This is a genomic window from Oligoflexus tunisiensis, from assembly GCF_001748245.1.
GTDB classification, from domain to species: Bacteria; Bdellovibrionota_B; Oligoflexia; order Oligoflexales; family Oligoflexaceae; genus Oligoflexus; species Oligoflexus tunisiensis.
Map to the genome: position 1 here is coordinate 837,207 of NZ_BDFO01000001.1, position 12,694 is coordinate 849,900.

A 12,694-nucleotide genomic window follows, 5' to 3' on the forward strand; every position below is an offset into this window, starting at 1 on the left:
TTCATGATACAATAGTCCCCAAATACCCCAGAGGAGATCCTGTATCATGGCCAAGGCTGCTAAGACTGCAAAGAAAGACAAAAAACCCTATCGCCTGATCAAAAAGCGCAGCGGTCGCTACGCGATCATGCAAAGGGGCAAATATGTTCATGGTGAAGATAAAGTGAAGATCCTGGTGGCCGAAGGCCTGATCAAGCTGCCACGTCCCAAGGCCAAGGCTGAATAAGTCAACTGACCTGGCGCTTCTGGTCGCGATCGATCACGAGGCGCCCATCCTCCTCGAGCTTCCTTACCTCGCTCAAGACTTCATGCTGCGCTTTCAAAATATCACTTTGCTTCTGGGGACCCAGGGCATCGATGTCATCCGCGAGCATTTTTGCGGAACGTTCCGACATATTTTTATAGAAAAGGTTTTTGATGGTTTCCGTGGTCCCACGCAGGGCCAGGGTTAATGACCCCCGCGGCACAACCTTGATCAGCTCCTGAACACCACGGGAATCAATCAGAACGAGATCATCAAAGGTAAACATCTTCTGCCGGATTTCCTCGGACAGATCGGGATTCCGCTCTTCGATCTTTTCCAGCAGCTGCAGACCTTCCTTGTCGAGGTGATTCAGGATCTCCGCCACCTTTCGACTGCCACCGAGCTTTCTCTGACCCAGCGACCCCATTCGTTCGACTTCCTGCAAAATATGCTGATCGATTTCCATCACCAGGTCCGGATCGATGGGTTCGAGTTTGGAAAGACGGACCATAATCTCGGTCCGCAGCGATTCATGGAGCTGTAATAGTACGGCGCTGGCCTTGTCGGATGTCGCATGCGCGAGGATCATGGCTATGGTCTGCGGATGCTCGAGTTGCATAATGCGGGCCAGGGTTGTGGCATCGGTGATCTCAAGGGACCGCATTTTTGCAGGACCGCGGCCGAGCTGTTTGGCAATCTGTTGACCCTTGTCACCCTTGAAGGCGAGCTGGATGGCCTTCTGGGCAAAGTCCGCGGTGTCCTTGTTCATGCCTTTGGCTGTGGTGTTCAGAGCTGCAAGGAATTCTTTCAAGACCGCATCAATGTCCGCCTGCTCCACTCTCCCGAGCTGCTTCAGTGCGGTACCGACAGTCCGCACTTCACTCGGGCTCATGCCGCGGAAGATCTCGGCCGCGAGTTCCTCTCCCAGGGACAGGAGAAGGATGGCAGCTTTTTGAGATGGATTGAATTTGCGTGCAGCCATGAAAAACCTCAATTTCTTAAGGTCTTTATCGGCTGCTTACGGTCTGGTCTTGATGCTTATTATTTAAATAATATCAATAAGTTAAGTTATCAATGCAACGTATTCTCATAATCCAGGAGCAGTCGCTCCAAAAACCCCTGCGGATCGGTCACCATCTCGCTCGTAACCTCCAGATCCCGAATCATGGTCGAGGGAAGCTCAAACTTGAAAGGCCGCAGAATTTTCTCACAGATCGTCATCAGCCCCCGCGCTCCGGTTTTCTCCGCATGGGCGAGCGACGCAATCCGATCCAGCGCGTCCGCGCTAAAACGCAGATCGATGTCATAGGCACGAAAAGATTTTTGATACTGCCGGAGGATGGAACCCTCGGAATTCAGCATGATGCTGAGAAGGTCATCCTTGCTCAAGGGATGACACGCAACGCGGACCGGAAGACGGCCGATGAATTCCGGTTCAAAGCCAAAGGTAACAAAGTCTTCACTGGTAGCTTGATCGAAGATGGGACCGTTTACGTCTGGGATCCGGGTATGATCCGTTTGGAACCCGAGCGCACCTCGTCCGATTCTTCGGAGGATAATGTCTTCAAGTCCAGTAAAGGCTCCACTGACAATGAAGAGTATATGCTTCGTGCTGATCTTCCCGCGACCGAGCTTGCCGCGCTGGAAATCCATAATTGTCTGGAGCTGCGATTGTAGATCATGGCCGGAACGCAGATCGATTTCGGTTTCTTCCATAAGACGAAGTAGGCCAAACTGTACTCCTCTCCCGTTGACATCGCGACCAGGAGATCGCTGACGGGACGCGAGCTTGTCAGCCTCGTCCAAATAAATCAAGCCACATTCCGCTTTGCGGAGATCACCCCGCGCCTGACTGACGAGCTCGCGAACGAGGTCTTCGACATTGGCGCCGACGTACCCAGTTTCGCTGAATTTTGTGGCATCGGCTTTGACGAAAGGCACACCGATGAGCTCGGCAATTTTGCGAATCAGATAGGTTTTGCCCACGCCGCTGGGTCCGAGGAGCAGAATGTTTTGCTTGGTGTATTCCTCGGTGCCGGCGTCGGTGCCGTTATAGACGGCTTTCACCTGGTTGTAATGATCGCAGATGGCAATCGCCAGGGCACGCTTCGCTTCATCCTGCTTCATGATGGAGCGGTCCAGGAAACGCTTCACGTCCTTTGGTTTGTAGGGAAATTCCCAGTCCCAGTTCGTGGCGTCCTCCTCGCGCGGGTCGCGGCGTGGTGGTGGCGGTTGCACGGCGCTTGAAAAATTGGGGAAACTGCCGCTGAATCGTTGATGCACGAAATCCTCGAAGTCTCTTTGGGCGTTTTCTGGATCGGGTTCTTTACGATGGCTCATGACGGTCCCGGCAGTTGTTCGGTTTCACTATACGCGCATGTGGGTTGTGGGAAAATGCGAATAGAAAGATGAAGTATTCTGGTGTCATCATGGAGCCTCGCTGGAAAGGAGACTCTTAAATGACCACAGTCGCGAAACGCTATTTCTTCAAGGGCCGCGTGCAAGGCGTGGGCTTTCGTTACCATACGCAAAGCCTGGCCGCAGCATTTCCTGTTCGTGGTTTTGTGCAAAATCTTCCGGACGGACGGGTGGAAATGCATGCCGAGGGTGAGGAAGAGGTGCTGGCTGCGTTATTGCGAGCCATTCAGGATAGATTCACTGGATACATTCACAGTTATGAGGTCCAGGATGTCACCGCTCTGCAGCTCAAAGGCTTTGAAATCAGAAGATGAGTCGAACAGACATCGTGGATGCTCACGGGCCTCAGTTGCTCATCAGAAGCAGAGCGCGATCGGCCTTTTCTGACAGGGCCTTGCCCGCATTGTTCAAACTCAGCTTCGAGCCAATCCGATCAAACAACTTGATTTCAAAGACATCTTCAATTTTCCGAAGTCTGTGGCTCACCGCTGGTGGGGTCAAGCCAAGCAACGCCGCTCCTGTCGAAGGTCGTCCGCCCCTCAGCAAATGCTGCAGGAGGATCAAGTCGTCGATGTCAAGCATGCGAAGTTTCTTATATTTTTCGCTTTGTGGTTCCATGACGCAGCCTCTTCACTCCTGAAAGGTTTCCCCTGGGTTCACGTACGGGTAGTTTCCCCCTATTGAAAACAAAACTGGCCAAGAGGTCAACTTTTTGGTCAAACAAAATATTCTGGGAAGTTCTCCCGTATTTTTGCCTTGTTGTTCTGGCGTACCTGGGCACGATACAAAAGTTTAACCACAGTGGATCGTTTTTTTCATGCGAAAGGGTCCGTGACACCAGGCGGAGCTTGCCAGCAGACTGTTGGCTGGCATACAAAAGGTGCATGATTCTTTTCCCCGAGTTGCCGCCCAAGGTCGAGACGTAGACGGAGCTCCATGGCCCTTGTGCCTGAAGCCTTACGAACCAACGAGGATTTTTGTCCTCCTTTGTCCGGAGTGGGTCTGATGGATGTGTTGAAGCATCAGGATTATCGCGAGATTCTCCATGGCGAACTGGCACGTCGCATCAAACAGAATCCTCGCTATTCGCAAGGAGCATTTGCACGTGACCTCGCGCTAACACCCAGCAGACTTAGCGAGATTTTACACGGCAAGCAGGGTGTGTCAACTCAAGTAGCGCAGCAAATTGCGCGACTGATGCGATTCAGTGAAGAGGAAACCCAGTATTTCCTCGACCTGGTGGAAAGCCAGCACGGTCGCAGTCGCCTCCTGCGTGAAGCGGCCCGCATAAGGTTGCAGAGGTTCCGCCGTTCGCCTCTTGCGGATTTGATCGGTGATGACACCTTCCATTTAATTTCTGACTGGTACAATCTCGCGGTGATGGAACTGCTCCGCCTTGATCATGTGAAGGCCGAACCGGATTACATTGCTAAAAGCCTGCGGATCCCCGTGGAGCAGGCCAAGGACGCCTTGCAGCGCCTTGAAAGGCTGGGGCTCTTGAAGCGCAACGACGAGGGGCGCCTGGAACTGGTCAAGGCCCAGCAAAACTTTGTCGGGTCAGTCGAATCCGAGTCTTTCCAAAAATTCTGCAGACAGATACTATGGAAGGCCATTGAGGCGGTCGATGAGACACGCCCACACGCCATGCATAGCTACATGGTTGCAGTTGCCGAAAAAAATCTGCCGCAGCTGATGGCTACCCTGCGTGAAACATGCAACAGACTCGCGGAGAGAATGGATGTCGATATTGGAGCGAAGGATACGGTCTACTGCCTTAGCACGCAGTTCTTCCCCGTCTCCGAGTGTTCAACCAAGGACGACAGCCGCAAAACTCCGCAGCCTTCCTAAGCGGAGCCGTCAAGACTCCGCTGCTATCTTCAGCGGAAACGTCAAAACTTCCGCTGCTATCTTCAGCGGAGACACCATGCGTAAATATTGGGGTTGGCTCCTGGCCGGTCTGATGACCTGGGCCGGGCCTGTAAGGGGTGATACGGTCGCTTTTTTGGGCGATAGCATCAGCACCGGGGGAGCTGCGCATGAAACGCTGCGCTTTGATCTGGACGTTTTAAGCGAGATTTTTGCGGGCAAGGTGGATCTCAGTCCGGGACCTGAATATTACCAAATCCTCAAGGAGACCTGGGAACCGATCGAAAAGCCGGCGCTCCCGCCACGACGATTGGAATTTTCGCCCAGGGAGTTCAGCAACCCGTTCAGTTGGGTGACGGACAGCGCGATGTTCACCCTGGGCCGTCGTTATCTGGACACAGAGGAATACAGCTGGGGCTATCTGCTTGGCCGGAAACGGAAGGTCAGCCCGCATGAGATATTCATCGCAGCGCGGGATGGGGAACGTTCCGAGCATGCCACGCGGCAGGTCGATCGTCTGCTGGATGCGACAGACTCAAAGGCCCCGCGACATGTTTTCATGTTTTTTACCGGCAATGACCTCTGTGCCCCGCAAGCAGAATTTGCGACTGAGGCGGCAGATTATGCGAAACATCAGGAAGCGGCGCTGCGCTATTTCATTCGAAATGCTCAGCCTGATCACAGTGCAACGCATATTTGGCTGCTGGATCCGCTGGGGATTTTGCAGACGGTGAGTTCGCCCGATATTCTTGCACGGCCGGTGAAGGCCTATGGACAGGATCTGACCTGTCGGGATCTGCAGAGCGGGCGTTTTCAAAGTCCAACGGGCGAGATCCTGAAGGAAGGGATGAGCGACAAGTTTATCTTTGGTCTGATGTTTGGGCAGGGGCCACGGGGATATTGCCCTTCGCTTTTTTCGGTGCATGAGGAAGGCGGCACGGAGGTGCAGCTGCGTTTGTCCGGAATGCTGGCCGCGTATCGGCAGGAGCTGGAGAAGCTGGCGAAAAAGCTGGCGGATGTGCACCCGTCGTTCAAGATACACCATCTGCGGGAAACCTCGGACCTTATATTTATCGGCGAGGATATCAGCAATGACTGCTTTCATCTGAGCCTGAAGGGTCACTTGAAGCTGGCAAAGATGGTGGATGAGGCCATGCGCAAGGCCATGCCCTGATATCTGATCCGGATTGACTGACTTCCCGCCGCCCGCAAAAATTATGACGTTGGACGCAACGCCGGGTTATGATGATGCAAGGACAAGCCCCCATTCTGTTCACGGAAGTAAAAGACAATGACAAGGCCGCACGGTATTCAAGGCGATCACTCCCACGTGTTTGATGCAGGCAACCCTCTGGCGGAACGCAACACCATGCGTGCGGTGATCCTGACCGCCGTGGTGATGGTTGTGGAAATCATTGGCGGCTGGTGGTTCAATTCCATGGCGCTGCTGGCGGATGGCTGGCATATGTCCTCGCATGCGCTGGCACTTGGGCTTTCGGTGGCGGCTTATGCCGCGGCGCGGAAGCTGGCGGGGCACTCGCATTTTAGTTTTGGGACCTGGAAGATCGAAGTTCTGGGGGGCTATACCAGCGCCATCTTTTTGCTGGGTGTGGCCGGGATGATGCTGTTTGAATCGGTGGAACGGTTCATTACGCCGGCTGCCATTCGTTATAATGAAGCGATTGCGATTGCCGTCCTGGGGCTGGCGACGAATGTGCTTTGTGCGTGGCTTCTGAAGGACGGGCATGGTCACAGCCATGACCACGAGCATGATCATCACCATCATGATCATGGACACGGCCACGATCATAAGCATGATCATGGTCATGATTTGAATTTGCGCTCAGCCTATGTGCATGTGGTGACCGATGCGGCCACATCTGTGCTGGCGATTATTGCGTTGTTCAGCGGCAAATTGTGGGGCTGGGACTGGATGGATCCCTTGATGGGGATCGTCGGTGCGGTCCTGGTGGCGATCTGGGCGTTTGGATTGATTCGGGATTCGGGACGGATTCTTCTGGATGCGGAGATGAATGCGCCGGTGGTTGATGAGATCAAGGACGTGATTCGGAATTTGCCGGTTCAGGCGACGATTACCGACCTGCATGTGGGGCGCGTGGGGAAAGGGAAGTTTTCCTGTATTCTGGCGGTTTCCGTGAAGGAGCCGGTGGAGCCTTCCTATTTCAAGAAGGCCCTGAGTGTGCATGACGAGCTGGTGCATGTTACGGTGGAAGTGAATCGGCAGGCTTGAAGGTTTCAGTGGCCCAGCTGCCTGATAATGGAATCATATTTATCCTGACTGGGGCGCAGCAGAGTGATGTGCCCCAGTTTGCGTTTGGGAGCCGCCTTCTTGCGATAATCATGCAAGCAAAGGCCGTCGATGCCAAGCAGTCGTGAAGATTCCGGCATCTGACTGATGACGTTGATCATGGTGAAGGGTTCACGCAGGGCGGTGGATCCCAGGGGTAAACCCATGATGGCCCGGAGGTGATTTTCGAACTGGCTCGTATAAGCCCCTTCAATGGTCCAATGGCCCGAGTTATGAACACGCGGGGCCATTTCATTCGCCACCAGGTCTTCATTCATCACAAAAAATTCAATGGTCAGCACGCCGACGTAATCGAGTTCCTGCATCACCTTTTGTGCATAAGCCTCAGCCTTGCTTTGCAGATCCTTGTTTGAAAAGGCTGTCCAGGGCTCGGTTGTGAAGAGGATGCCATCCTTGTGAACATTGTGCACCAGCGGATAGAAGCGGGTATTTCCTTGTGGATCCCGGACTGAAATCAAGGAACATTCGGCATCAAAGGTGAGCCATTTCTCGAGAATCAAATCCCGACCGCCGAGTGCCGCCCAGGCTGCATCCACATCCGCAGGGGATTTGATGCGGAACTGGCCCTTGCCGTCATAACCTTCGCGCCTGGTTTTTAAGATGAAAGCCCCACCGCGGGTGCGCACTGCGTTCTCCAGCTCTTCGCGACTGGCAATATTCGTAAAATCCGCCGTCGGAATGCCGAGCTTTTGGAAGGTGTTTTTTTCGTAGAGACGATCCTGGGAAGTGGCGAGGGCTTTGATGCCAGGATTTATTTTCGAACCGTGAAGCAGGAGATTTTCGAGGGTGGCAACGGGGATGTTTTCACTTTCTATCGTAATGCAATCCAGGCCATGGGAAAACTGCCGGAGGGCATCGGGGTCGTTTAAGGGCGCCTGAATGTGTTCCATCACGTCAGCGGCCGGCGACTCGGGGTTGGGATCCAGACAGCGAAACTGCAGCCCCAAAGGATACCCGGCCAGTCCCATCATGCGGGCCAGCTGCCCGCCACCTAAAAACCCGACTCTCATTTCGGTAACTCCAATTTTTGAGTCAAAACTTCAGCGGCGACTTCCGCACGATTTTTTGCGAGACGCTTTTGCAGATCCGGATCCTGAAGACCCAGGATTTTCAAAGCCAAAAGAGCCGCGTTCGCCGCACCGGCGGAACCGATGGCCACGGTTGCGACGGGAACACCGCGGGGCATTTGCACGATCGACAGAAGGGAGTCGAGACCATTCAAGGCTTTCGATTGCACCGGCACACCGATCACCGGAAGATCCGTCAGCGAAGCCACCATGCCGGGCAGATGCGCCGCGCCACCGGCTCCGGCGATGATCACTTTCAGACCACGCTCGACAGCGGTTTTCGCATAGCTGACCAAAAGTTCGGGGGTGCGGTGAGCCGACACCACCTTGGCTTCAAAGGGAATATTCCAGGACTGCAAAATCTCGGCTGCGGGCATCATGGTTTCCCAATCGGATTTGGAACCCATGATAACGCCGACCTGTATGGACGTAGTCATCGTTCATTACCCCAACTCTGTTGATGTCGGCATCGTTGTATAGCAGCCCAACCGGCTTGTCCAGTAACGAAAAAGGGGGCAAAAACGCCCCCTTTTCTCGATTCAGCTCACGAGGGCATCAATAGGACTTCGCAATAATCGAACGGCGCTCCACCGGCTTGCCCGTGAAAAGACACGTGCCCGCATCCTTCTCCGCATCGAGTGGCGTACAGCGGTGCGTGAGCTTCATTTCCTTCAGCGTGGCCCCAATCGCAGGATCATCCGCGACGTGAACCAGAGCGAATCCGCCGTGAATTTCCGGCTTGTCCTCGTTCTTTGGTGTGAACCACTTTTTCAGCTCATCCATGGAATCAATTTTTCTCATGTTGGCATTCCGGTAGGCCAGAGCCTTCTGATAAAGATCATCCTGAATCGAGGTCAAAATCTTCGGCAGGGATTCCACGAACTGATCCCGAGGAATCGCCTGCTTGTCCTTGTGCCCCTTGTTTCTTTGAGCCACAAACACTGCATTCTGATCCATATCACGGGGGCCGACTTCCACACGGACCGGCACACCCTTCTTGATATGACCCCAGGCTTTCTCGCCGCCACGCATGTCACGGTCGTCGAGCAGCACCCGGATTTTTTCACCGTCATAGGTGGACGTGGCGATATCGGTCTGCAGTTTTTTACAGTAGGCCAGCACCCTGGTGCGTTCCTCATCATTCCGATAGATCGGCATGATCACGACGTGCCGAGGGGCAAGACGCGGTGGCAACACCAGACCGTCGTCATCCGAGTGGGTCATGATCAGTCCACCGATCAAACGGGTCGAGACACCCCAGGAGGTGGTCCAGGCAATCGCCGTCTCACCTTTTTCATTCTGGAATTTAATGTCCATCGCCTTGGAGAAGTTTTGCCCCAAAAAGTGTGAAGTCCCGGCCTGCAGAGCCTTGCGGTCCTGCATCATGGCCTCGATCGTATAGGTGTTGTCCGCACCAGGGAAACGCTCGAAGGAGGCTTTTTCGCCTTTGATCACGGGCACCGCCATGTAGTTTTCGGCAAAGTCCGCATAGACGTCGAGCATTTTGAAGGTCTCTTCCACAGCTTCCTCAGCGGTCGCGTGAACGGTATGACCTTCCTGCCAGAGGAATTCGGTGGTGCGGAGGAACATGCGGGTCCGCATCTCCCAGCGCACAACGTTGGCCCACTGGTTGATCAAAATCGGCAAATCACGATAGGACTGAACCCATTTCGCATAGGTGGCACCGATGATCATTTCACTGGTTGGACGCACCACGAGGGGTTCGTCCAGCTTGCTGGAGGGTGCGGGAATCAGGCCGCCGTCAGGTCCAGGCTCAAGGCGATGGTGAGTGACCACCGCGCATTCCTTGGCAAAACCTTCGACGTGCTCCGCTTCCTTGGCCAGAAAGCTCAGTGGAATGAACAGGGGGAAATACGCATTCTCATGGCCCGTTTCCTTGAACTTGCCATCGAGAACCTTTTGCATGTTCTCCCAGATCGCATAACCCCAGGGTTTGATCACCATGCAGCCGCGAACAGCTGAGTTTTCCGAGAGATCGGCGGCCTTGATGACCTGCTGATACCACTCAGGATAATCTTCAGCACGGGTTGGGGTGATGGCTGTTTGCGCTGCTTTATTCATGACTTCAGTCCTATCCTGTCGGGCGACAATTAACGTTCAAGCTTGGCGAAACGAACACGCTTGGGCACATCGGCTTCTGCACCCAGACGACGATGGCGATCCTCCTCGTATTCGGTGAAGTTGCCTTCGTACCAATAGACCTGGCTGTCGCCTTCGAAGGCCAGGATGTGGGTCGCAATACGGTCGAGGAACCAGCGGTCGTGACTGATGACCACCGCGCAACCGGCGAAGTTGATCAAAGCCTCCTCGAGCGCACGCAGTGTCGTGATATCGAGGTCGTTGGTCGGTTCATCCATCAGCAGGACGTTAGCGCCGGATTTGCAAAGAAGGGCGAGCTGCAGACGGTTGCGCTCACCACCGGACAGGTAGCCGACTTTTTTCTGCTGATCCTGACCGCTGAAGTTGAACTTGCCGACGTAAGCCCGCGCGTTGATTTCCTGCTTGCCGAGCGCGATGACATCACGACCTTCCGAGATCGTTTCGTAGATCGTCTTCTCAGGATCCAGGCTGAGGCGCGACTGTTCCATGTAACCGACCTTCGCGGTTGCACCCACGCGGAAGCTGCCCTCATCGGGAGTATCCAGGCCGGCGATCATACGGAAAAGCGTGGTTTTACCGGTACCGTTGGCACCGATAATGCCGACGATGCCACCGGGGGGCAGTTTGAAATTCAGATCGGTGTACAGAACCTTGTCACCAAAAGTTTTGGTCACATGCTCGGCCTCGATCACGATATCGCCAAGACGTGGTCCGGGCGGTATATAGAGTTGCAGCTCCTTCTCGTAGCTTGATTGCTCCTGGCCCAGTAATTTTTCATAAGCGGTAATACGGGCCTTGTTTTTCGCCTGACGGGCTCGCGGAGCCATCTTAACCCATTCCAATTCCTGCTGCAGGCTCTTGCGACGACGGTCCTCGGACTTGGCCTCGTTCTCGAGGCGCTTGTCCTTTTGTTCAAGCCAGGAGGAGTAGTTGCCTTTCCAGGGAATGCCTTCGCCGCGATCCAGTTCGAGGATCCAGCCAGCAACATTGTCGAGGAAGTAACGATCGTGCGTGACGGCGATGATCGTGCCCTTGTATTCCTGCAAGTGCTTTTCGAGCCAGCGCACGGACTCGGCGTCCAGATGGTTGGTCGGTTCGTCGAGCAGAAGAATATCAGGCTTTTGCAAAAGGAGACGGCAAAGAGCCACGCGACGGCGCTCACCACCGGACAGATGATCCACGAGCTGGTCCTGAGGCGGACAGTTCAGAGCATCCATGGCGAAATTCAAACGATCATCCAGAGTCCAGGCGTCCATGCGATCCAAAAGATCCTGAACTTCCGCCTGGCGGGTGATCAATCTATCCATTTCTCCGGCGTTCATATCCTCGCCGAATTTGAGGTTGATCTCTTCGAATTCACGCAAGAGTCCAGCGACTTCCGCGACACCTTCTTCAACGATTTGGCGGACGGTTTTGCCGGCGGTCAATTCCGGTTCCTGCGGGAGGTAGCCGACCGAATAGCCCTCGGAAAGATGGGCTTCACCGGTAAAATCCTGATCGACACCGGCCATGATGCGGAGCAGGGTCGATTTACCGGAGCCGTTCGCCCCGAGCACGCCGATCTTGGCGCCGTAGTAGTAGGAGAGGTAAATATTCTTCAGCACAGTCTTTTGACCGTGGACCTTGGACATACCCACCATCGAATAAATGACGGTTTTATCTGACATGAACTTCCACCTGTAGAAGATGATCCGATCGAGGTGGACAATCTAAAGGATTTGGCAACGGATCGCCATATCTAACAGGGGGGAAAAGGGGAAGAGGACGTCCTCTGAATCAGGACGCCCGACGCTTGTTCATCGTATCAACAAGGTGATCGAGTGCGGTATTTTGCCACTCTTCGAACGGCAGCTCCGATTTGCTGGCTTCATAGAGTCTTTGCATGAGGGCGTCGTTTAACTGCCTTGCCTCGATGATGTTCAGGCAGTTCTGAACCGTGCGCACCAATTGCTCATACTCTATGGGCTTATAGATGAGCGCGAAGAGGTTGGGGCTATCCTTCGGGATGGAGATCTTGGTTCTCTCCAGACCCGTTACCATTATGACTGGTGTTGGATAACCATGATCGCGGAGCATGACAAGCAGCTCATCACCGCGCACCTCAGGCATCTTGATATCTGAGATGATGATATCGGGTTTAAAGGCGGTGATCGCCTCCTCAGCGTCGGCGCCATCATAGATGACTTTGGCTTTGGCGCCCGCATTCTGCAGCACGGCTCGGCAAACTTCTGCGAGCTGCACCTCATCATCGATCACCAGGACCTTGGGAGCAAAGATCTTCGATCGTAATTTCAGACTAATCATGTTGCAGCCTAATAATCGAAAATTATTAGAAATTTGGCTAAAGCCAACAGCCTTCACCGATAACAAAGACTCTTTCGGCCACGCTTCCGGAAAACTTAACGAAGACATTTCAAAAAACTGTGGGAATTGAAAAGCGACCAATACCTGCTTGAACTTAGTCATCTTGACGCCTATGTAAGAATCAAGTGACTCGGCACAAACGTACGGAGTTAAAAACATGAAAATTTTGGAAAAAAGTGTTTGACCGTTTTCAGGTGCTCCCGTATAACCCTTTCTCACGACGAGAGCACAGCGAAACGCAAGTTAAGCAAAAACTCGTTAGGTTCTTTGAAAACTGAATAGAAG

At 53.8% G+C, this 12,694-nt stretch carries 13 protein-coding genes; 5 read left to right on the plus strand and 8 right to left on the minus strand.

Annotated elements, in window-relative coordinates; translation table 11 throughout:
* Positions 1 to 46: 46 nt before the first annotated feature.
* Entirely contained in the window at positions 47 to 226 is a 180-nt protein-coding gene (locus tag OLTU_RS03755; protein ID WP_141731416.1) for a hypothetical protein, read from the plus strand.
* A 1-nt stretch (position 227) separates the two neighbouring features.
* Here OLTU_RS03755 and fliG read toward each other — a convergent pair whose 3' ends face one another.
* Positions 228 to 1,226, minus strand: coding sequence for a flagellar motor switch protein FliG (fliG, locus tag OLTU_RS03760; RefSeq protein ID WP_141731417.1), 999 nt, complete (start codon positions 1,224 to 1,226; stop codon positions 228 to 230).
* Between the two features lie 89 nt (positions 1,227 to 1,315).
* Positions 1,316 to 2,584, minus strand: a complete 1,269-nt coding sequence (locus tag OLTU_RS03765; protein WP_141731418.1) for an AAA family ATPase — start codon at positions 2,582 to 2,584, stop codon at positions 1,316 to 1,318.
* A 119-nt stretch (positions 2,585 to 2,703) separates the two neighbouring features.
* Here OLTU_RS03765 and OLTU_RS03770 point away from each other — a divergent pair, with 119 nt between their 5' ends.
* A complete protein-coding gene (locus OLTU_RS03770) occupies positions 2,704 to 2,976 on the plus strand; it encodes an acylphosphatase (RefSeq protein WP_141731419.1) in 273 nt (90 codons plus the stop codon).
* A 31-nt stretch (positions 2,977 to 3,007) separates the two neighbouring features.
* On the opposite strand, the gene OLTU_RS03775 is transcribed toward OLTU_RS03770, so the two are convergent.
* Positions 3,008 to 3,280, minus strand: coding sequence for a LysR family transcriptional regulator (locus OLTU_RS03775; protein WP_141731420.1), 273 nt, complete (start codon positions 3,278 to 3,280; stop codon positions 3,008 to 3,010).
* 318 nt (positions 3,281 to 3,598) lie between these two features.
* On the opposite strand from OLTU_RS03775, the gene OLTU_RS03780 reads away from it, so the two are divergent.
* The 3 genes from OLTU_RS03780 to dmeF all read left to right on the plus strand — a co-directional run bounded on the left by OLTU_RS03780 (position 3,599) and on the right by dmeF (position 6,779).
* A complete protein-coding gene (locus tag OLTU_RS03780) occupies positions 3,599 to 4,510 on the plus strand; it encodes a TIGR02147 family protein (RefSeq protein ID WP_141731421.1) in 912 nt (303 codons plus the stop codon).
* Positions 4,511 to 4,586: 76 nt separating this feature from the next.
* Positions 4,587 to 5,702, plus strand: a complete 1,116-nt coding sequence (locus OLTU_RS03785) for an SGNH/GDSL hydrolase family protein (RefSeq protein WP_141731422.1) — start codon at positions 4,587 to 4,589, stop codon at positions 5,700 to 5,702.
* 117 nt (positions 5,703 to 5,819) lie between these two features.
* A complete protein-coding gene (gene dmeF / locus OLTU_RS03790; protein WP_141731423.1) occupies positions 5,820 to 6,779 on the plus strand; it encodes a CDF family Co(II)/Ni(II) efflux transporter DmeF in 960 nt (319 codons plus the stop codon).
* A gap of 5 nt (positions 6,780 to 6,784) precedes the next feature.
* Here the strand turns inward: dmeF and OLTU_RS03795 are convergent, their stop codons facing one another.
* The 5 genes from OLTU_RS03795 to OLTU_RS03815 form a co-directional block, all read right to left on the minus strand.
* Positions 6,785 to 7,867 (minus strand): 5-(carboxyamino)imidazole ribonucleotide synthase, encoded by a 1,083-nt coding sequence (locus OLTU_RS03795; protein ID WP_141731424.1) that lies wholly within the window; start codon positions 7,865 to 7,867, stop codon positions 6,785 to 6,787.
* Complete coding sequence (gene purE / locus OLTU_RS03800; protein ID WP_141731425.1) at positions 7,864 to 8,361, minus strand: 5-(carboxyamino)imidazole ribonucleotide mutase; 498 nt, start codon at positions 8,359 to 8,361, stop codon at positions 7,864 to 7,866. Before purE ends, OLTU_RS03795 begins: the two co-directional genes overlap by 4 nt.
* Positions 8,362 to 8,479: 118 nt before the next feature.
* Positions 8,480 to 10,006 (minus strand): proline--tRNA ligase, encoded by a 1,527-nt coding sequence (gene proS / locus OLTU_RS03805; RefSeq protein ID WP_141731426.1) that lies wholly within the window; start codon positions 10,004 to 10,006, stop codon positions 8,480 to 8,482.
* A gap of 29 nt (positions 10,007 to 10,035) precedes the next feature.
* Complete coding sequence (ettA, locus tag OLTU_RS03810; RefSeq protein ID WP_141731427.1) at positions 10,036 to 11,712, minus strand: energy-dependent translational throttle protein EttA; 1,677 nt, start codon at positions 11,710 to 11,712, stop codon at positions 10,036 to 10,038.
* A gap of 109 nt (positions 11,713 to 11,821) precedes the next feature.
* On the minus strand, positions 11,822 to 12,511 hold the full coding sequence (locus OLTU_RS03815; RefSeq protein ID WP_176736310.1) for a response regulator: 690 nt from the start codon (positions 12,509 to 12,511) through the stop codon (positions 11,822 to 11,824).
* Positions 12,512 to 12,694: the final 183 nt, after the last annotated feature.